The sequence below is a fragment of the Gordonia sp. DT101 genome, assembly GCF_049844895.1.
Taxonomy (GTDB): domain Bacteria; phylum Actinomycetota; class Actinomycetes; order Mycobacteriales; family Mycobacteriaceae; genus Gordonia.
Map to the genome: position 1 here is coordinate 1 of NZ_JBNCLX010000003.1, position 20,233 is coordinate 20,233.

The 20,233-nt window shown below is 66.4% G+C and carries 21 protein-coding genes, 1 rRNA gene and 1 pseudogene; all 23 read right to left on the minus strand.

Annotated elements, in window-relative coordinates:
• A 16S ribosomal RNA gene (locus ACLQ3I_RS11310) occupies positions 1-248 on the minus strand; the annotation flags it as partial.
• A gap of 1,298 nt (positions 249-1,546) precedes the next feature.
• Positions 1,547-1,849: pseudogene (locus ACLQ3I_RS11315) on the minus strand (LuxR C-terminal-related transcriptional regulator); the annotation flags it as partial.
• Positions 1,850-1,964: 115 nt separating this feature from the next.
• Positions 1,965-2,768 (minus strand): energy-coupling factor ABC transporter ATP-binding protein, encoded by an 804-nt coding sequence (locus ACLQ3I_RS11320; RefSeq protein WP_425801981.1) that lies wholly within the window; start codon positions 2,766-2,768, stop codon positions 1,965-1,967.
• A gap of 56 nt (positions 2,769-2,824) precedes the next feature.
• On the minus strand, positions 2,825-3,601 hold the full coding sequence (gene cbiQ / locus ACLQ3I_RS11325; protein WP_425787905.1) for a cobalt ECF transporter T component CbiQ: 777 nt from the start codon (positions 3,599-3,601) through the stop codon (positions 2,825-2,827).
• A 5-nt stretch (positions 3,602-3,606) separates the two neighbouring features.
• Positions 3,607-4,005, minus strand: a complete 399-nt coding sequence (locus ACLQ3I_RS11330) for a PDGLE domain-containing protein (RefSeq protein WP_425787907.1) — start codon at positions 4,003-4,005, stop codon at positions 3,607-3,609.
• A complete protein-coding gene (locus ACLQ3I_RS11335) occupies positions 4,002-4,736 on the minus strand; it encodes an energy-coupling factor ABC transporter permease (RefSeq protein ID WP_425801983.1) in 735 nt (244 codons plus the stop codon). Before ACLQ3I_RS11335 ends, ACLQ3I_RS11330 begins: the two co-directional genes overlap by 4 nt.
• Before the next feature lie 92 nt (positions 4,737-4,828).
• Positions 4,829-5,167, minus strand: coding sequence for an ArsR/SmtB family transcription factor (locus ACLQ3I_RS11340; protein WP_425790396.1), 339 nt, complete (start codon positions 5,165-5,167; stop codon positions 4,829-4,831).
• Positions 5,168-5,173: 6 nt separating this feature from the next.
• Positions 5,174-6,430, minus strand: coding sequence for a UDP-N-acetylglucosamine 1-carboxyvinyltransferase (gene murA / locus ACLQ3I_RS11345; protein ID WP_425787911.1), 1,257 nt, complete (start codon positions 6,428-6,430; stop codon positions 5,174-5,176).
• Between the two features lie 9 nt (positions 6,431-6,439).
• Positions 6,440-7,087 (minus strand): cob(I)yrinic acid a,c-diamide adenosyltransferase, encoded by a 648-nt coding sequence (locus ACLQ3I_RS11350; RefSeq protein WP_425787913.1) that lies wholly within the window; start codon positions 7,085-7,087, stop codon positions 6,440-6,442.
• Between the two features lie 52 nt (positions 7,088-7,139).
• Positions 7,140-7,583, minus strand: coding sequence for a DUF2550 domain-containing protein (locus ACLQ3I_RS11355; RefSeq protein ID WP_425787915.1), 444 nt, complete (start codon positions 7,581-7,583; stop codon positions 7,140-7,142).
• A gap of 256 nt (positions 7,584-7,839) precedes the next feature.
• Complete coding sequence (locus ACLQ3I_RS11360) at positions 7,840-8,220, minus strand: F0F1 ATP synthase subunit epsilon (protein ID WP_425787917.1); 381 nt, start codon at positions 8,218-8,220, stop codon at positions 7,840-7,842.
• A gap of 9 nt (positions 8,221-8,229) precedes the next feature.
• A complete protein-coding gene (gene atpD / locus ACLQ3I_RS11365; RefSeq protein ID WP_425787919.1) occupies positions 8,230-9,678 on the minus strand; it encodes a F0F1 ATP synthase subunit beta in 1,449 nt (482 codons plus the stop codon).
• 48 nt (positions 9,679-9,726) lie between these two features.
• The gene (locus ACLQ3I_RS11370) at positions 9,727-10,659 is read right to left on the minus strand and encodes a F0F1 ATP synthase subunit gamma (protein WP_425787921.1); all 933 of its coding nucleotides are present in this window, start codon (positions 10,657-10,659) and stop codon (positions 9,727-9,729) included.
• Between the two features lie 42 nt (positions 10,660-10,701).
• Entirely contained in the window at positions 10,702-12,333 is a 1,632-nt protein-coding gene (gene atpA, locus ACLQ3I_RS11375; protein WP_425787923.1) for a F0F1 ATP synthase subunit alpha, read from the minus strand.
• A gap of 70 nt (positions 12,334-12,403) precedes the next feature.
• The gene (locus tag ACLQ3I_RS11380; protein WP_425787925.1) at positions 12,404-13,753 is read right to left on the minus strand and encodes a F0F1 ATP synthase subunit B/delta; all 1,350 of its coding nucleotides are present in this window, start codon (positions 13,751-13,753) and stop codon (positions 12,404-12,406) included.
• A complete protein-coding gene (locus ACLQ3I_RS11385) occupies positions 13,754-14,227 on the minus strand; it encodes a F0F1 ATP synthase subunit B (RefSeq protein ID WP_425787927.1) in 474 nt (157 codons plus the stop codon). It abuts the gene before it with no gap.
• 49 nt (positions 14,228-14,276) lie between these two features.
• On the minus strand, positions 14,277-14,534 hold the full coding sequence (locus tag ACLQ3I_RS11390) for a F0F1 ATP synthase subunit C (protein WP_161059527.1): 258 nt from the start codon (positions 14,532-14,534) through the stop codon (positions 14,277-14,279).
• 85 nt (positions 14,535-14,619) lie between these two features.
• The gene (atpB, locus tag ACLQ3I_RS11395) at positions 14,620-15,381 is read right to left on the minus strand and encodes a F0F1 ATP synthase subunit A (protein WP_425787929.1); all 762 of its coding nucleotides are present in this window, start codon (positions 15,379-15,381) and stop codon (positions 14,620-14,622) included.
• The gene (locus ACLQ3I_RS11400; RefSeq protein WP_425787931.1) at positions 15,378-15,791 is read right to left on the minus strand and encodes an ATP synthase subunit I; all 414 of its coding nucleotides are present in this window, start codon (positions 15,789-15,791) and stop codon (positions 15,378-15,380) included. The genes atpB and ACLQ3I_RS11400 overlap by 4 nt, the downstream gene beginning before the upstream one ends.
• A 305-nt stretch (positions 15,792-16,096) precedes the next feature.
• Complete coding sequence (locus ACLQ3I_RS11405) at positions 16,097-17,344, minus strand: glycosyltransferase family 4 protein (protein WP_425790398.1); 1,248 nt, start codon at positions 17,342-17,344, stop codon at positions 16,097-16,099.
• Between the two features lie 58 nt (positions 17,345-17,402).
• The gene (gene glyA, locus ACLQ3I_RS11410; protein WP_425787933.1) at positions 17,403-18,620 is read right to left on the minus strand and encodes a serine hydroxymethyltransferase; all 1,218 of its coding nucleotides are present in this window, start codon (positions 18,618-18,620) and stop codon (positions 17,403-17,405) included.
• A gap of 2 nt (positions 18,621-18,622) precedes the next feature.
• Positions 18,623-19,279 carry an L-threonylcarbamoyladenylate synthase gene (locus ACLQ3I_RS11415; RefSeq protein ID WP_425787935.1) on the minus strand — a complete coding sequence of 219 codons (657 nt, stop codon included), beginning with the start codon at positions 19,277-19,279 and terminating at the stop codon, positions 18,623-18,625.
• A 47-nt stretch (positions 19,280-19,326) separates the two neighbouring features.
• The gene (gene prmC, locus ACLQ3I_RS11420; protein WP_425787937.1) at positions 19,327-20,229 is read right to left on the minus strand and encodes a peptide chain release factor N(5)-glutamine methyltransferase; all 903 of its coding nucleotides are present in this window, start codon (positions 20,227-20,229) and stop codon (positions 19,327-19,329) included.
• Between the last annotated feature and the right edge of the window lie 4 nt (positions 20,230-20,233).

A 20,233-nucleotide genomic window follows, 5' to 3' on the forward strand; every position in this document is an offset into this window, starting at 1 on the left:
CAACAAGCTGATAGGCCGCGGGCCCATCCCCAACCGCAAAAGCTTTCCACCACACCCCATGCGAAATGTGGTCATATCCGGTATTAGACCCAGTTTCCCAGGCTTATCCCAAAGTTGGGGGCAGATCACCCACGTGTTACTCACCCGTTCGCCACTCGAGTACCCCCGAAGGGGCCTTTCCGTTCGACTTGCATGTGTTAAGCACGCCGCCAGCGTTCGTCCTGAGCCAGGATCAAACTCTCCATGAAAATCATACAAAAAACACCAACACAAAGGCCAGCATCTTTCAACACAATCCCAGTCAGAGAGAAAAACAAACCTGACCAATACAAAAACTAGCAACACCCACCCACACAGGGCAGATGCCACAAAAACAATCCATCTCATATCCAAAATCCAAAGAACTTGGACACACGATGCCAAACAAATGGCATCAGACAATTCATCAACACACTATCGAGTTCTCAAAGAACACACACCCACCGGCACTACCCCCTTGCGGGGCGCTCACCTGCGAGCTTGACGTTCTGTTTGGAATTGTTGTCCGTCTCCGGCGCAACTCTTCCAGCCTACCAGACCCTCTCGGCGTCCCGCAACTCTTGGTCGAAGTTCGATCAGGAGTGTCTGGCAGTCCGATATTTCGTCCGGGGCGCACGAAGCTACCCTGTTCGATTTCTCGGGGCGGTCGGAGCAGAAACCGGTTTCCCTTCCCCGTATTTCCCCTCTCGGGGCTGTCCGGGGCGGCGCCGTGTCGCTCTGACTTGAAGAAAGTTACGCAACTGCGCGGCCAGGGTCAAATCGCCTGCTCAGCTGTTTGCCGTCACGGAATATCCGCTGGTAGCGGCACTTTCGACTGGGACGATTCCACGCCGATCGCCGGTTTGGGACGTTCGTACCCAAGTGTGATCTGCGCCATCGTGCCGTCCGTCGGACAGTCGTTGATCCCTGTTGGTCAGTTCTGGCGGCGGCAAGAGGTTCGCAGCGTCGTGAGGTGTGACCATCTGCGGCATCAACGCACCGATCGCCCGCCGGCCGTTCACCGCACGACCGCCACCGAGGCACGGGCCTGGGGCGCGCTCCCTTGTCGCCGGCGACAAGGGGTCTCGAGGTCGACACAGTCGGGCTGCTCACTCACCATGGCGGCCCGGCGCCGTCGCACACTGTGCTCGGCGCCACGGTGGGCGCTGCCACCGTCTCGCCTTCGACGACTCGTCGGTCGGCGCGATCACCCTCATCCACCTGCTCGAACACCTCGGCGAATCTGCCGTAGTGGCCGCTCTGTCCGAGGCGTTGAGAGTCGCCCGGCGTCGGGTCATGGTCGCGGTCCCGTACGAGGACAGTCCCCGGCGAACATTTCGGACACCTCGTTCGGCTCACCGAGCTCGACCTGCGGCTATGCGACGTTTGGGCCGGATCGTGCCAGCGCACGGCACTCCGAGGACAACGGCGGCTCGCCGACTCTCACACCGCGGTGGACTCTGGCCCGACATCGACGAAAGATTCTGTGTTCGAAGGCTTTTCGCCACAGCTCCGGGTCCCGCTCACCTCAGATCAATCCGCGCTTGGAGACACTGAGCTTCCGGATGAGGTTGCGGATATGGAACTTCACGGTCGATTCGGAGGTGTAGCGCATATGCCCCATGCGCTTGTTCGACAGGCCGTCGGCGAGCAGCCGCAGCACCTCGCGTTCCCTTTCCGCGAGGGCCTCCGGTATCCCGCCGTCGCCTGACACGGTTCGCAGCACGATGGGAGCACGCCTTGGGGCGAATGCGCTGCCGCCACCGGAGACGGCCCGGATCGCACGGACGACCAGATCGTTGTCGATGCCGGTGGTCATCAGAGCGCGCGCGTGAAGCCGAGTTCGAGCGTCTTCAACGTCCGTAGTGGGTCATCGGCGACGTTACGCAGGTCATAGTGCCGATGGACAGGTCTCGACGGCCGAACCGTCCGTTACGACCGCACCGTCACCCGGTTGGCAGGCCGGGGCCCGTCCGATCGGACAGGTGACCCATCAGCCCGACGTCGAAACCCCACGGCAATTCGAGCCGGTGCCGGGCCAGGGTGTCGGCATCGGCGAGGATGTCACGGATCGGGCCGTCGGCGACCACCCGCCCGTCGTCGATGATGACGGCACGATCGCACAGTTGTGCCGCGTAGGGCAGGTCGTGGGTGACCACGAGCATCGTGGTGTCGAGTCCGAGTAGGGTTTCGGCGAGCTCCCGTCGGGCCACCGGATCGAGATTCGCCGACGGCTCGTCGAGTACCAAAACGTCTGGGCGACAAGCGAGTACGGTGGCCAGCGCGCCGCGACGCCGCTGTCCACCGGACAGATGGTGCGGGCTGCGCTCCGCGTGCTCGGTCATCCCGACTGCGGCGAGCGCCTCCGTCACGCGTGCACCGAGTTCTGGGCTGACGACACCGAAGTTGGCCGGCCCGAACGCCACGTCTTCGGCCAGGGTGGGCATGAACAGCTGATCGTCGGGATCCTGGAAGACCAGTCCCACCTGTCGTCTGACCTCACGCATCGTCTTCTTGCCGACCGGGACGCCGTTGATCCGGACCTCTCCCCCGGTCGGCAGCAGCACGCCGTTCAGATGCAGCATCAGAGTGGTCTTGCCCGCGCCGTTGGGCCCGAGCACCGCCACCCGCTCGCCACGGCGGATGGTCAGATCCACCCCGTCGAGGGCAGGTTGTCCATCCGGATACGTGTACCGGACGCCGCGGGCCTCGATCGCGAGGCGGTCTTCCGGTCCGTTCTGTTCTCTCATAGAACCCGTCACCTCGTCGTCACCCCGCGCCTGCGCCATGCTGTGACGTTCATCGATCACCTTGTCGCCCAGGAGATCATCGCGATCAGTACCGCTGCGATCGCCGGCACCGTCACGACTGCCCATTGAACGCGCGTCGCCCGCGGGGCCGTGGCGACTCCGGGCATCTCGGGAACCGAACCCGTGAACCCTCGCGACATCATCGCGAGATGTACACGTTCGCCGCGTTCGTAAGACCTCAGGAACAGTGATCCGACACCCTTCGCCATCGACCCTGCCTGATGCAACATCCGCGGGGAATCCCCACGGGCCAGCCGGGCGACGTGCATGCGACGGACCTCCGCCGACAGCAGATCGGTGTAGCGGAGCATCATCACGATCACCGGGGTGAGCGTGGCCGGCATACCCAGCCGCGTCAGCGCCAGTGGCAACTCTCTCGCCTGAGTGGTCGCGGCGAAGGTCAGCGACGCGGCGACCCCGAGCGAGCCCTTGACGACGATCCCCCACGCCGCGAACAGGCCCGGGACCGACAGCGACAGCCCGGCGACCTCGATCCGTTCTCCCCCTTCGGCGAACGGCAACAGCACCGCCAGGACGACGAACGGTGCCTCGATCACCATGCGCGGCAGGATCCATCCGACCGGGACATGAGCGATCCGCCACACGACGACCAGGATCGCGGCGAATGCCAGATATGGCCAGAACATCTCGCGGGGAGTCGCGACCACGGCGAAGACGAAGACGATCAGGCAGACCAGCTTGACCTCGGTGGGCGCCCGATGGACCGGTGAGTTGCCGCCTCGATACAGCGGATGGGCATGACCGGCGCCCATCGCGATCAGCGTCCGCCGCCGTCGGCGCCCGCGTGGTCGGCGCGAGCCCGTCGTCGGACGGCCAGGAGCCAGAACAGCCCGGTCGCGATCGCGAGGGTGACCACCACCCCGATGACACCGGCGACGCCGTTGGTGGCACCGATTCCGTGCAGGGAGTAGTCGGCCAGGGGTGACGAGGACATCGCATGATCTGTCGCGTGCTGCGCGATGCAGTCGCCGGTGAGTTGCTCGCTACCACCGACCATGACCGTCTCGCATCCACGGAGCGTGGCCGAGTCCAGTCCGTCGGGTGCGGAGCTCGCCGCATACGACACGATGCCGGCGATGATCAGTGCCGCACAGGCGAACATCGCGAGGAAGGTACGTCGGCTGACATGTCGTCGATTGCTGTCGGTGGTGCTCATGCCGGCACTCCGACCGATGCGGAACCGTTCGGCGTCCGCGTTCGGAGCAGGTAGACCAGATCGGGCCGCGCTCGGGCCACCGCCATCACCGTGACAGCGGTGATGAGTCCCTCACCGATACCGATGAGGGCGTGCGTGCCCCACATGTACGCCGCGACCGTTCCCAGTGATTCGGTCGCAGCACCACCCAGCGCGTATTCGACGACGAAACCGGTTGCGGCGGCCACTGTCCCGCACAGTGCCGCCATGAATGCGATCACTCCCAGCCGGCCTGGCGACGGCACGCGCCGCCCGATCAGGCGATAGCCTGCCACCGCGACCAGATAGCCCACGAAAGTGGAGATCAACGTCATGTTCGTGATGTTGGCACCCAGCGCGCTGACGCCGCCGTCGGCGAAGAGCAAAGCCTGCACCACCAAGACGATCGCGATACACAATGCTCCGGTGTAAGGGCCGACCAGGATCGCGGCCAGGGCCCCGCCGAGCAGGTGACCGCTGACCCCCGGCAAGATCGGGAAGTTGATCATCTGCACCGCGAAGATGAACGCCGCGACGAGTCCGGCCATCGGGACGGTCTTCTCGTCGAGATCGGTCTGGGCGCGCCACACGCAGAACGCGAGACCCGCGAAGGCGATGACTCCGAAGAGCGCCGAGACAGGTGCGTTGATGATGCCGTCGCTCATGTGCATGGCGACGGTCGACGTGACCGGCGAAGGTGTCAACGTGGACATGCACGAACCGTAGAACTGCCACGGTCACCTGTCCACTCATTCAGATGTTTAAGTGAACAGACCAACCGATGGGTCAGGTGTCGACCCCAGCTTCACGTGTGGCCGTGGCCTGCACCCATCCAATGCAGCAGTTCGTGGACGGTGTCGTCGTCGAGCCGGTAGCTGACCGATCGGCCCAGGCGGGTCGAACTCACCCAGCCCTGGTGGCGCAATACCCGAAGCGCCTGGGAGACCGCAGTTTCGGTGCGGCCCACGGCAATTGCGAGGTCGCCGACGATGATCCCCGGACGGCGGTGCAGCACGATCAGAATCTCGAGGCGGTGCGGATCCGAGAGCAGATCGAACCGCGTTGACCACTCCGCGATGTCGACGTCGGAGTTCTCCCCGTGCCCACCGCCGCCCGATACCGGGCTCTCCGAGCTCTCGACCACCACGTCTCAGTCCCCGACCCGCTCGATGTCGCCGCCGAGACTGCGAAGATTCTCGACGAACCGCGGGTAACCGCGATCGATGTGCTCGACGTCATGGACCTCGGTCACCCCGTCGGCGACCAGACCGGCCAGCACGAGGCCGGCGCCCGCGCGGATATCCGAACACCACACCGGCGCGCTCGACAACCGTTCGATCCCACGGAGCACCGCGTGGTGCCCGTCGGTCCGTGCATCGGCCCCCAACCGGACCATCTCCTCGACGAAACGGAATCGCGCCTCGAAGACGTTCTCGGTGATCACCGACATCCCCTCGGCGATCGCAGCCATCCCGATTGCCATCGGTTGCAGGTCGGTGGGGAACCCCGGAAACGGCAGCGTGGACACGTTGACCGCGATCGGGCGGCGGTCCTGGCGGACCCGGAAGCCGTCGGCGAACCGGTCGACGTGCGCGCCGGTGTCGCCGAGCTTGTTCAGGACCAGCTGCAGATGCTCGGGCGAGACACCACGCACGGTCACGTCACCGCGCGTCATCGCGGCCGCGATCCCCCACGTCGCACCGACGATGCGATCCCCGACCACGCGGTGAGTGGTCGGATGCAGCCGGTCGACGCCGGTCACGGTCAACGTCGACGTTCCCGCGCCCTCGATGAGCGCGCCCATCTGCTGGAGCATCACGCAGAGGTCGACGATCTCGGGTTCTCGTGCGGCGTTGTCGATGGTGGTCACGCCGTCGGCCAGGACCGCGGCCATCAGGATGTTCTCGGTCGCGCCGACCGACGGGAACTCCAGAGCCACCGGGGCACCGATCAGAGCGTCGGCCTCGGCCACCACACATCCGTGCTCGATCGAGCTGTGCGCACCGAGCGCGCGCAGGCCGGCCTGATGCATGTCGAGCGGGCGGGAGCCGATGGCGTCACCGCCCGGAAGTGCCACGACCGCACGACGGCAGCGCGCCATGAGAGGTCCGAGCACACAGACCGATGCGCGGAATTGTTTCACCGCATCGAAATCCGCGTGGTACTTGGGTTCGGCCGGTGCATCGATTCGCACCGTGTCTCCGTCGATGGTGACTACGGCACCGAGGCCGCGCAAGACATCGGCCATCAGCGGGACGTCGGCGATCTCGGGTGAGTTCGTCAATGTGGTGGTGCCCTCCGCGAGCAGCGCAGCCGCCATCAGCTTCAGCACACTGTTCTTGGCGCCACCCACCGCGACCTCACCGGACAGGCGGCCTCCCCCGGAGACCAGAAAACGATCACTCACGCTGCCACCTTAGCTGTCACGCGCGCCGCCCCCATCCGGCCCGGGACGGCCACCGCGCGCAGGCGGCCGCTGCCGCTCGCCGCCGGGCGACCATTTCACATCACCTTCCCCGTGCGGTGCCCGATTGGCGACCCGCGAGAGGATGAACAACAGGTCCGACAGCCGGTTGAGGTATCTCGCCGGCAACACGCTGGTGGCGTCCGGGTCCGCCTCGACCGCGGCCCAGGCCGATCGTTCGGCACGCCTGGTCACCGTGCGTGCGTGGTGCAGCAGCGCACTCAGTCGGGTGCCGCCCGGCAGGATGAACGAGTCGAGGGTCGGCAGTCCGTCGGCGTAGCCGTCGCACCACGACTCCAGCGCGTCGATGTAATCCTGCTCGATGCGCAGCGGTGGGTACTCGGGATCTGCCACCACCGGGGTGGACAGATCCGCACCGGCGTCGAAGAGATCGTTCTGGACGGTACGCAGTACCTCGACGATGTCGGCCGGCACGTCGCCACCGAGCGCCAACGCCGTCCCGATGACCGCGTTGGCCTCGTCGCAGTCGGCGTAGGCCGCCACCCGGACATCGTTCTTGGACACCCGGGAGAAGTCGCTGAGTCCGGTGGTGCCGTCGTCGCCGGTGCGTGTGTAGATCCGCGTCAGATGTACCGCCATGACCTGAATCTACTGCCCAGTACCAGGCCTGCGGTCGTCGGCCTGACCCCGATCAGGCGCTACGGCGCCGCTGTGACCGGTTCGACTGTCGTGACTCCAGCCATGACTGGAACGCGGTATCGGCACCCGGCGCCATCGCGAGCTCGTAGGCACGACCCGCCTCATCCGCCCCGGGTTCGAGTTCCAGGATCACCATGCCGTGCAGGATCTCGGACTCGGTGCCCTCGGGCCGCCGTCTGCGGATGATCTCGATGGACTGCCGGCCGAGCGTGCGGGTCGGACCGGGGCGCAACGAACTGAGCCGGAAATAGCGGAGATTCTCGTCGCTGTAATGGACCGTGCCGTGGCGCCAGCCCTCGTCGACGTCTGCGGGCAGTTCTCTGAACAGAACCGGGGTTCCGGTCCTGCGCAACTGCCCGAGCCGATACGCGAGCAGGCCGCAGACCACCACGGCGAGCGCCAACAGCACGCCCAGTACCAACGCGATCCACGACACCAGGCGCACACCTCCCGCCAACGGTCGCGCGGGGGCTGATCACGGTGCGCCGAATTCACGTACCGGGATGAGTCGAGGGACTCCGGTGCACGACCGTTCTGTGTCCAGCATGCCAGACCGGATCCGGCGTCTTGTCACGGCAGTTCCACCCGCGCCGGCAATGCCTGCCGCGATCGACGGACCGCGGTCGCGTGCCCCGACACGACGATGGCCGGTCATCGCCCGAAAAGCGATGACCGGCCGTCGATCTGCGAACTTACTTGGCCGCCCGCTCCGCCGCCGCGAGGCGGGAATGCGCACGGTTGTACTCGTCGGTACCGGGCTCCGCGGACTCCAGCGCCGAGCGCTCGGCCGCCGCGTCGATGTCGTCGGCCCACTGCGCCGACTCGGCGAGAATGGTCACCGATTCACCGGTCACCGAGAGAAATCCGCCCTGAACGGCCGCCGACAGGCGCTTGCCACTCTCCTCGGCGATCACCACGAAGCCGCCCGGGACCAGCTGCCCCAGCAGGGGTTCGTGATTCGCCAGCACACCGAGCTCACCCGAGGTGGTCTGGGCGATGACGAAGGTGGCCTCACCCGAGTACAGCTTCTCGTCGGCCGCGACGACCTCGACGTGGAAGGACTTGTCAGCCATGGCGACCCGCTACTTTCCGGCGATCTTGGCGGCGGCGGCCTCCACGTCGTCGAGTCCACCGCAACTGTTGAACGCCTGCTCGGGCAGGTGATCGAACTCACCCTTTGCGACCCGGTCGAACGCCTCGATGGTGTCGGCGAGCGGCACGACCGAGCCCTTCTGGCCGGTGAACTTCTCGGCGACGAGGAAGTTCTGACCCAGGAACTTCTGGATACGACGCGCCCGCTGCACGGTCACCTTGTCCTCTTCGGACAGCTCGTCCATACCGAGGATGGCGATGATGTCCTGGAGCTCCTTGTACTTCTGCAGGATTCGCTTGACCTCGTTGGCGACGCGGAAGTGCTCGTCACCGACGATCGATGCCTCCAGGATGCGCGAGGTCGACGTCAGCGGGTCCACCGCCGGGTAGATACCGAGCTGCGAGATCGGACGCGAGAGCTCGGTGGTCGCATCGAGGTGCGCGAACGTGGTCGCCGGCGCCGGGTCGGTGTAGTCGTCGGCAGGGACGTAGATCGCCTGTAGCGAGGTGATCGATCGTCCCTTGGTCGAGGTGATCCGCTCCTGGAGAACGCCCATCTCGTCGGCCAGGGTCGGCTGGTAGCCCACCGCGGACGGCATCCGGCCGAGGAGGGTCGAGACCTCCGAACCGGCCTGCGTGAACCGGAAGATGTTGTCGATGAACAGCAGCACGTCCTGGTGCTTCACATCGCGGAAGTACTCCGCCATGGTCAGCGCCGAGAGTGCCACGCGCATACGCGTGCCCGGCGGCTCGTCCATCTGACCGAACACCAACGCGGTGTCCTGGAGAACGCCCATCTCCTCCATCTCGAGGTGGAGGTCGGTGCCCTCACGGGTGCGCTCGCCGACGCCGGCGAACACCGACGTGCCGGAGAACTCACGCGCGATACGGGTGATCATCTCCTGGATGAGCACGGTCTTGCCCACGCCCGCGCCGCCGAACAGGCCGATCTTGCCGCCCTTCACGTACGGGGTCAGCAGGTCGATGACCTTGATGCCGGTCTCGAGGATCTCGGTCTTGCCCTCGAGCTCGTCGAAGGCCGGGGGCTTGCGGTGGATGCTCCACTGCTCGCCGTCACGGCCGAGTCCCGGGGTGTCGAGGCAGTCACCGAGGGCGTTGAAGACGTGACCCTTCACGTCGTCGCCGACCGGCACCACGATGGACTTGCCGGTGTCCGACACGGTTGCACCACGCACCAGACCGTCGGTCGGCTGCATGGAGATCGTGCGCACCAAGTTGTCGCCGAGGTGCTGCGCGACCTCGAGGGTCAGGGTCTTGGCCACAGCTTCGAGGGCGATCTCGGCGTGCAGCGCATTGAACAATTCTGGGATCGAGCCCCGGGGGAACTCGACGTCGACGACGGGGCCGATGATGCGGACGACCCGGCCTTCGGCCGAACCCGTCGAGGCATCCGAGGGTGTGGATACTGCTGCAGTCATTGTTGTTGGGTCACTTCCTCTTTGGGTCTATGGGACGCCAGGGTTCGATCAGGTGGCCAGGGCGCTCGAGCCGCCGACGATCTCGCTGATCTCCTGCGTGATCTGCGCCTGCCGGAGCTGGTTGGCCTCGCGGGAGAGCGAGGTCGCCAGTTCGTCGGCGTTGTCGGTGGCCGCCTTCATCGCCGTCCGGCGTGCCGCCGACTCCGATGCGGCGGAATCCAGCAGCGCCGCGTACACGCGGGTGGCGACGTACTTCGGCAGCAGCGCTTCGAGCAACGCCTCGGGCGCCGGTTCGAACGAGTAGTTGCGCGACGACTTGTGGATCTCGGCTTCCATCTCGTCGTCCTCTTCGGACACGACGAGCGGAGCCACCCGGCGCACTTCAGGTGCCTGGGTCAGCATCGAAACGAACCGCGTGTACACGAGATGCAGCTCGTCGATGCCCTCCAGCGTCCCCTCACCGTCGGGACGCTCGACCTGTTCACCGGAACCGGCCTCGAACAGCTCGACCAAGAAGTCGGTCGCCGTGCTCGCGTCGCTGTAGTCCGGAGCCTGAGAGAACCCGGTCCATGAGTCGGTCACCTCGGTACCGCGGAAGGTGAAGTAGCCGACGCCCTTCTGCCCCATGACGAACAGCACAGGCTCCTTGCCCTCGTCGCGTACCAGCGCAATGAGCTCGCGGGTGGCCCGCAGGACGTTGGAGTTGTAGCCGCCGCACATACCGCGGTCGCTGGTGACCACCAGGATCCCGGCGCGCCGCGGGTTCTCGCGCTCGACGAGCAGTGGGTGATCCAGTGAGCCGGCGTTGCTCGCCAGCTCCGACAACACCTCGGTCATCTCATGCGCGTACGGCTTGGCCGCCGCGACACGAGCCTGGGCCTTGGTGATGCGCGAAGTCGCGATCAGCTCCTGCGCCTTGGTGATCTTCCTGGTCGAATTGACCGACCGGATGCGTGAGCGCAGCTCACGAATGCTGGCCATGAGCCCTCACCCCTTCCTCGGCACGACTGTCGGACGACGCGATCACGACTTGCGAACCGTGATCTGCTCGTGCGCGACGTCCTCGGAGTCCATGGCCTTGGCCTCGGCCTCGTTCACCACGCGCTTGCCGTCGTGCGTCAGGTAGCTGTTCTTGAACTTGTTGGTCTCGTCGACCAGAGCCTCGGCCTGGTCGTCGGACAGCACCTTGCCACCGGCGATCGAGTCGTAGACGCCCTTCGCCTCGTGGTGCAGATGACTCAGCAACTGCGTCTCGAAGTTACGGACATCGTCGACCGGAACGGAGTCGTAGTGGCCCTCACCGCAGAGGTAGATCGAGACGATCTCGTCCTCCACGGAGAACGGGCTGTACTGACCCTGCTTCAGCATCTCGACCCAGCGTGCACCGCGCTCGAGCTGCGCCTTGGACGCGTCGTCGAGGTCGGAGGCGAAGGCGGAGAACGCCTCGAGCTCACGGAACTGAGCGAGCTCCAGACGCAGCGAACCGGAGACCTTCTTCAGGCCCTTGGTCTGTGCGGCACCACCGACACGCGACACCGAGGTACCGACGTTGATCGCCGGCCGGACGCCCTTGTTGAAGAGGTCCGACTCGAGGAACACCTGGCCGTCGGTGATCGAGATGACGTTGGTCGGGATGAACGCCGACACGTCGTTGGCCTTGGTCTCGATGATCGGCAGGCCGGTCATCGAGCCACCGCCCAGCTCGTCGGACAGCTTGGCACAACGCTCCAGGAGACGGGAGTGCAAGTAGAAGACGTCACCGGGGTATGCCTCGCGGCCCGGCGGGCGACGAAGCAGCAGCGAGATGGCGCGGTAGGCCTCGGCCTGCTTGGTCAGGTCGTCGAAAACGATGAGGACGTGCTTGCCCTCGTACATCCAATGCTGACCGATGGCCGAGCCGGTGTACGGGGCCAGCCACTTGAAGCCGGCCGAGTCGGACGCGGGAGCCGCGACGATGGTGGTGTACTCCATCGCGCCGGCCTCTTCGAGAGCGGTCTTGACGCCGGCGATGGTCGAACCCTTCTGACCGATCGCTACGTAGATGCAGCGGACCTGCTTGGTCTCGTCGCCCGACTCCCAGTTGGCCTTCTGGTTCAGGATGGCGTCGATGCAGACCGCGGTCTTGCCGGTCTTGCGGTCGCCGATCACCAGCTGACGCTGGCCGCGGCCGATGGCGGTCATGGCATCGATGGCCTTGATGCCGGTCGCGAGTGACTCCTCGACGGGCTGACGCTCGAGCACCGAGGCCGCCTGCAGTTCCAGGACGCGCTCGGCCTCCGACTCGATGTCGCCCAGGCCGTCGATCGGCTTTCCGAGCGGATCGACGACGCGTCCGAGGAACTTGTCACCGACCGGGACCGAGAGCACCTCACCGGTCCGGCTGACCTGCTGGCCCTCCTCCAGTGACTCGTAGTCACCGAGGATGACGCAACCGATCTCGTCCTCGTCCAGGTTCAGGGCCACGCCGAGCACGCCGCCGTCGAACTGGAGCAGCTCGTTGGCCATCGCGCCGGGCAGACCGCTGACGTGCGCGATACCGTCCGATGTGTCGGTGACGATGCCCACCTCGTCACGGGAGGCATCGGCTTCGAACGACGAGACATACTGCTCGATCGCTCCCTTAATCTCGTCTGGTGAGATCGTCAACTCCGCCATGGGTACTCGTCTTTCTTACTCAGTCCGGCTGGTGGTTTGGTAGTTCGCTGGATGTGTTGGTCTGGTCAGATCAGCGCGGCAGACTCTCGGCCGCCTTCGCCAAACGGGTGGCGACGTCGGCCTCGATCACCTCGTCGCCCACACCGATGCGCAGGCCGCCGAGCAGTTCGGGATCGATCTCGGTCTGCACCGAGATCGTCCGGCCGTAGATGCTGCCGAGCACCGACGAGAGTCTCGCCTTCTGTGCATCGGAGAGTTCGGCTGCCGACACCACATGTGCCACCGACTCGCCCCGGCGTGCGGCCGCGAGCTCGGCGAGGTGGTCGACGGCGACGTCGGCCGGCTGCCCGTGCAGCAAGGTGATGGTGTGTGACAGCAGATACCACGTGTGCGCCCCGACCTTCTCGCCCACCAGCGACCGCAGCAGATCCACGCGCTTGTCGGCGTCGTGTGTGTGGTCGGACAGCAGCGATGCCAGCCGTGGGTTCTGTTCCAGCAGCCGCGCCACGCCGAAGAGCTCGTTCTCGACCTTCTCGATCGATCCGTCGCGCTCTGCGGCAGTGAGCACCACCAGCGCGTTCTGGCGCCGCAGCGCCGCGGTGAAGTCTGATGTGGAGGACCACCGCTGCCGGACCGCGGCCGACACGATGTCGACGACGATCGGCGAGACCTTGCCGCCGAACAGTGCCTGTGCGAGCTGCACCTGTCCTTCGGTGTTGTCCTCGTCCTCCGTCAACCGCTTGCGCAGCACCGGATTCGCGTCGATCAGGCCGATGACGTCGGTCAGTTCCACCGACGCCTTGACCAGGGCCTTGCTGTCGAGTGACTCGGACGCGGAATCGAACTCCTTGGCCACCGACCGTGCTGCCTCGCGACTGCTCGCCCGCATGGAGTGGAGCCCGATCAGTTCCGAGCTGTGTGCGACCAGATCCCCTGGTCCGCCCGCCGACATCGATTCGAGTTCGTCGATGACCCGGTCGACGCTGTCGGACTGCGCCTGCGGATCCGACAGATGCGAACGCACGAGCTTTCCGGCGCCGTCGACCGCGGTGAGCCCGAGGTCGATGCGCAGGTCCCGGACGAGGCTGGCGCGATTCAGGGCCACCTGGGCCTTCCCGTGTTCGGTGATCCGCTTGACCTCGGAGTCGGCCTGCGCCTTGAGGTCACCCGAGATCGCCTCGCCATCCCGGACAGCACCCTTGTGCAGTTCCTCGGCCTCGGCCTTGGCCTCGGCGACGGCGCGGTCGTGCGCAGCCTTCGCGTCGGCGACGCGAGTCTTGGCGGCCTCGCTCTCGGAGACGTGTTGCGCGATCGTGTCCTTCTGGGCGTTGACCGCCTTCGACAGCACCGGCCGCAGGTACTTCCAGAACAGGAAGATGATGATCGCGAAACCGATGAGGTTACCGATGACGATATCCACTTAGTTCACCTTCTCCGTCGACTTGGCCGACACGTCGACGCCGAGTACGCGGCCGGCCAACGTCGACGACAGTGCATCGACATCGTCACGGGCGGTCGAAGCCGCCTGGTCCCCCTCGGCCTTCAGTTGTCTCGTGGTGTCGGCGAGAACGGCGTCCGCTTCCTCGGTGGCCCGCCGCTTCGCCTCTGCCAACTGCTCGTTGCCCTTGGCACGAGCCTCGTCCCGAATACCGGTGGCGTCCCCCCGGGCGTCCTTGAGCGCTGCCCGGTACTCGGTGTCCGCATCCTCGTAGCTCGCCGCGGCGGCCCGGTTGTCCTCTGCAGTCTTGGCGATCATGGCGTCGCGATCGTCGAGCACCTTGAGGATCGGTGGCACGACCATCGTCCTGATGACCAGGAACACGATCACGAAGATAAGCAGGCACACGAAAAATGTGCCGTTGGGGAGCAGGAAGTTCTCTGCGGCGAGATTCATGGTTGGGTAGTTCCCTTAAATCCTAGGGCGACCCGGTCGATGACCGAGATCAGGACTGGCCGGAGATCGGGGTGGCGAAGACGAAGAGCGCCATGAACGCCAGGTTGATGAAGTACGCAGCCTCGACCAGACCCACGGTGATGAAGAACGGGGTGAAGAGTCGCCCCTGGGCCTCCGGCTGACGCGCGATACCCGCGATCAACTGGGCACCTGCCAGACCGTCGCCGATACCGGCACCGATCGCGCCGCCGCCCATGATGAGGCCGCCACCGATCAACGCACCCAGACCAATCAGATTGGGATCCATTTAGAACTTTCCTTTCGGGTGAAACTGGCAATCGGGTTGCCAGGTCTTTGGGCCCGGCCGGCGGTGCCGGCCAGGGTCGTACTGGCTAGTGGTGGTCTTCGTCCATCTCCATCGCCTGGCTGAAGTACAAGACCGTCAGGAGGGCGAAGATGAAAGCCTGGATGAGTCCGACGAACAGGTCGAAGGACTTCCAGAGGGCGTTCGGCGCCCACATCACGTAGATCGGCATCAGCGCGATGAGCGCCACCATGATGCCGCCCGCGAACATGTTGCCGAAAAGACGGAGGGAGAGCGAGATCGGCTTGGCGATCTCCTCGATGATGTTGACCGGCGCGATGGCGACCGAGTGACCCTTCACGAGCCGGACCGGGTGGCCGATGATGCCACGACGCTTGACACCCGCAGCGTGGTACCAGACGAACACGAACAGCGCCAAGGCGTACACGAAGTTGACGTCGCTGGCCGGTGGCTTGAGCCACTCGCTCGTGGAACCCCCAGCCGTTCCGTACTGCGCCGGGATGATCGAGAGCCAGTTGGCGATCAGGATGTAGGTGAACAGGGTCACCGCCAGCGGCAGCACGAAGCCGGCGATCTTCATGCCGATCGCGCCCTCGATCTGGCCACGCATCTGGACGGTGATCGTCTCGAAGTACAGCTGCACGTTGTTCGGCTTGTTCGACGTCATCTTGAACCGGACGACGAAGGCAAGCGCGATCACGATGACCGCGGCCACCGCACTGCCGATGACCGTGTCGAGGTTGACGGTCATACCGAGCACATCCACCTCGGTGTGGTGGCCGACCTCGATCGCCGACTCTGACTCGGCCAGGTAAGTCATTGCGGTCATATCTGCTTACGAAGTCCTTTCATCACCGGAATCACCGTGTTGAGCACCAGGATCACCTGGCCGACGGCGAGTCCGAACATCGCGCCCAGCCCGTCGGGCCGGACCAGAATGGCCGCCACCAATGCGAGGACCGTGATGACCCCGAGGCGGAATGCGGAATTGAGGGCGAGCAGCTTCTTCCGGGGATCCTCTGCGGCGGCGACGTTCTCGACCGCACGGATGACCAGTTTCGTGTTGACGAAGACCAGCACCACGCCGGCGAGGAAGAAGGCGGCGAACCACGGATGCCCGAGGATGATCGCCAGTACCGCGACGACGACGGTGACCACCCCCGCGATGATCGCCGGGCGGCGGATGCCGGTGGGCGCCACCGGATAGACGGGGGCGGAGTCCGGGGCAGACGTCGTCATGTGCCTCTCCTCTGCTCATTCCCGTGCGTCGACACGAAGCATCGAGCGTGCGATCGGCGACTCGTGTCACCGGGCGTAAGCTCGCGGTTTTCTGTGACCCTACCAACACCCGTTCCTGCACCCACCGGGGGGTATGCGCCCTTTGGGAGTCCAGCGGCCGTCGATGCGGTGCGTGGCGCGGCCTCCGGTTCCCGGAGGCGCCGCGCTCGCGCCGAGGTCGTGCTACTACAGAGGATAGTACACTGAGTTTTACCATTGCCTTACCAAGGGGTAAGGATGCTCCCCTGGCGGACAGACGCCTGGGATCAGGTCCCGCCCGGAACGGAATCGCGCCGATCGGAGTGGTCGGCGTGACCCCTGGTACGGATCTCTGCGTAGCGCCTCTGCAGGCGGGGCGCCATCGTGACCAGCAGGGCGATGATGAGGCCTGCACCGAACATCGGTGCGACCACCGACATCGGGAAGAGCGTACTGGCCGCCGCGGAGAATGCGAGCACACCCACCCACAAGTAGATGATCAGCGCGACCCGTCGCTGCGAATGCCCGAGTTCCAGCAAGCGGTGGTGCAGGTGCATCTTGTCGGGGGTGTAGAAGCCCACGCCGGCGCGCGTCCGTCGCACCACGGCCATCAGCATGTCCAGCATCGGCACGAAGACGACCGCCGCCACGAGGATCAGGGGCGACAGCAATGTAAAGACGTCGGCGGGCCCATATGCGTTGATCGCGATACGTCCGGACGCGCTCGTCGACGCCGCGGACAGCATCAGGCCGATGAGCATGGCGCCGGAGTCGCCCATGAAGATCCGCGCGGGCGAGAAGTTGTGGGGCAGGAATCCCAGGCAGGCGCCGGCGAGCGCGGTGGAGATGAGTGCCGGCGGGTAATAGCTGACATCGCCGCCCTGGTCGTGGAGCAGGCCGAGGGAGAACATGCAGATCGCCGACGCCGCGATCAGACCGAGGCCGGCGGCCAGCCCGTCCAATCCGTCGACGAAGTTGACCGCGTTGATCGTCGCGACCGTGATCGCCACCGTCAGGAGGCCGGCCTGCAACGGATCGAGGACCACGGTGCCGATGTCGGCGAACGGGACGTAGAGCAGATACCAGCTGACCCCCATGATCACCAGGACCCCCGCCGCGGTCAGCTGTCCGACGAATTTGGTGAGCGCGTCGAGCCCCCACCGGTCGTCGATGACGCCGACCAGCACGATCACCAGTCCCGCGACGATCACCGCGCTCATGTCGCTGGTGTAGGCGAAACCTCGGGTGAGCGCCGGTAGGTTGGCCGCCAGCGCGATCGCGGCCACCATGCCGGCGAACATGCCGAGACCGCCGAGACGGGGCGTCGGGATCACGTGGACGTCGCGTACCCGGGGCACCGCGACCGCCCCGATCCGAATGGCGAAGACACGAACGAGCGAGGTCAGCAGATAGGTGACGGCCGCCGCGGTCAGGCCGACCAGCGCCAACTCCCGAAGCGGGACACCCGCCCCGCCGTTGCCGACCACCGACAGCGCGGTCAGGTGGACACCGGGATCACCGGCACCGAAGGCCAGGCCGGTGACCCCGTCAGCGAGGTCCTTGCCGGCCTGGGGATCGAACACCCGCACAACGCTACCCGCCGAGCTCTCGTTCGATTTCGGCGCGGATACCGGCGTGTTGGTCGCTGCCCACCGGATCCCGCAACCCGCGGATGATCCAGCCGGCGATCATCGACATCGCCTCGACACCGAGACCGCCGAGCACCGCCGTCGGCGTGCCGACACGAATCGCCGAGCCAGAGGTGACCGGTTCACGATCGAACGGCAACACGGCCCGGTCCACCACGATCCCGGCCGAGGCCAGACGCCGCTGCGCCTCGGCCCCGGTGAGTCCGATCGCGGAGACATCGGCCACCGCGAGGTGGATGTCGGTGCCGCCACTCACGATCCGGAGACCGTTGGCGGACAGTTCGTCGCTCAGGCGCTGCGCCGCCGCGACGGCCTCCGCCGCATACGAGGCGAACTCGTCGGTCGCCGACTCCCGCATGCAGACCGCCTTGCCGGCGATCGATCCCATCGACGGTCCGCCCTGGACGAACGGGTGCACCGCCTTCTGCAGCACCGTGGCATGGGCGCCGCGGGCCAGGACCATCCCGCCGCGCGGCCCCTGCAGCACCTTGTGCGTGGACAACGTGACCACGTCGGCATGCGGCACCGGAGACGCCAGCACTCCCCCGGCGACCAGGCCGGCGAGATGCGCGGCGTCGATCCAGAGGATCGACTCGGTCTCGTCGGCGATGGTTCGCAGGGCGGCGAAGTCGATCGAGCGCGAATATGCCGCACCGCCGGCGACGATGATCCGCGGCCGATGGAGCAACGCCAGATCGCGGAGTTCGTCGTAATCGATGCGTTCGTCGGATGGACGTACGCCGTAGTGGATCGACGAGAACCAGCGACCGGAGAAGTTCGCCCGGGATCCGTGGCTCTGGTGCCCGCCCTGGTCGAGGCGCAACGCCAGGACCGGGTCGCCCGGCTGCGCAAACGCGGCGTAGACGGCGAGATTCGCGGCGCTCCCCGACAGCGGCTGGACGTTGACGTACTCGGCGCCGAACAGTTCGGCTGCGCGGTCGATGGCGAGTTGCTCGAGTTCGTCGACGACCTCGCATCCGCCGTGGAAGCGCGCCCCCGGATACCCCTCGGCATATTTCGCGCCGAATTCCGACGCCAGCGCCTCGCGAACCGCCGGACTCGCGGGCGTCTCCGACGCGATCAACTGCACAGTGGTTGCGCGACGACGACTCTCACGCTCGACGAGGTCGGCGATCTGCGGGTCGGAGTGGGCGAACGGCATCGTCAGCGCGCGGCCAGCACGTCGACGTCGAGATCGAGGACCTCGGCGATGGCGTCGATCGACACCGCCCCTTCACGCAGGATTCGTGGCGTCGGGCCTGTCAGATCGACGATCGTGGACGGCTGGGCCTCCGCGGCGGTACCACCGTCGAGGTAGACCGACACCGACTCGCCGAGCTGGTCACGGGCCTCGTCGACGGTGGTCGCGGGTGGCCGTCCCGACACGTTGGCACTCGACACCGCCATCGGCCCGACCTCGCGCAGGAGCTCGATCGCCACCGGATGCAAAGGCATGCGCAGCATCACGGAGCCGTTGGTGTCTCCCAGGTCCCAGGCCAGCGACGGCGCCTGCTCGACCACGAGGCTCAGCCCGCCGGGCCAGAACGCCTCGACCAGGTCACGCGCGGCGGTCGACACCGACAACACCAGGCCGTCGATCGTGTGCCACGAACCCACCAGCACCGGGACAGGCATGTCGCGCCCTCGCCCCTTGGCGGCCAGCAGGGCGGCCACCGCCTCGCTGTCGAACGCCTCGCAACCGATGCCGTAGAGCGTGTCGGTCGGCAGCACCACGAGCCTGCCCGCCTTCGCTGCTCCGACAGCTGCGCGGATACCCGCCGCCCGGCCTTGCGGGTCACTGCAGTCGAATACCGTGCTCACCCGGCCATCCTCCCACGCCCGGCGTCCGGACGGTCGCAGCGGTCCGCTCACACTCGACGTGCGGTGACGAATCTCGGGCGTCCCGCCAGGTCGTCGCGGGCACGCACATCGTCGAAGGCGCCCACCGCATCGACGACGTCGACAACCGCGGCCGAGGTCGTGTCGTCGTGCTCGACACCCACCACACCACCGGGCCGCAACAGTCCGGCGACGATCGGCATCATCGGTCGGATCACCGACATCCCGTCGGCCCCACCGAACACCGCGTCGGCCGGATCGTGGGCCACCTCGGGTGCGACCTGGGCCGCCTGCGGGACATAGGGCGGGTTTGCCACCACGACGTCGACCGACCTCGACGGCAGTGCGGCGCGTATCTGCGCCGCATCGGTCACGTCAGCCGCCACCACCGTGATCCGATCACGCACCTCCGGGGATGCGCTCGCGACGTTGCGCCGCAACCACTCCAGTGCGTTCGGCGACCGCTCGACCGCCCACACCCGAGCGCCCGGCAGCATCGTCGCGATCGCGATCGCCAGGGCACCGCTGCCGCTGCACAGGTCGACGACCGTCACGGTTCGGCCGGCCCGGCCCGCGATCCCGACCGCCCATTCAGCGAGGAACTCCGTCTCCGGACGGGGGACGAAGACGCCGGGGCCGACGGCGAGCTCGGCCGGACCGAACGCGGCGGCCCCGACGATGTGCTGCAACGGGATGCGCATCGCGCGACGGGTCACCAGACCGCGGAACCGATCGCGGGTGTCCTGATCGAGTCCATCGACGACGATCAGCCGACCACGATCGATCCCCAGGACTGCGGCGAGCAACCACTCGGCATCGCCACGCGCGCTGTCGATCCCGGCGTCGCCCAGGATCCGCTCCGCCGTGGCCAACTCGGAGTCCACCCGAGCGAGCGGCGCGGTGCGCGCCGTGTCCGACGGGTCCCTGGTCATCGCG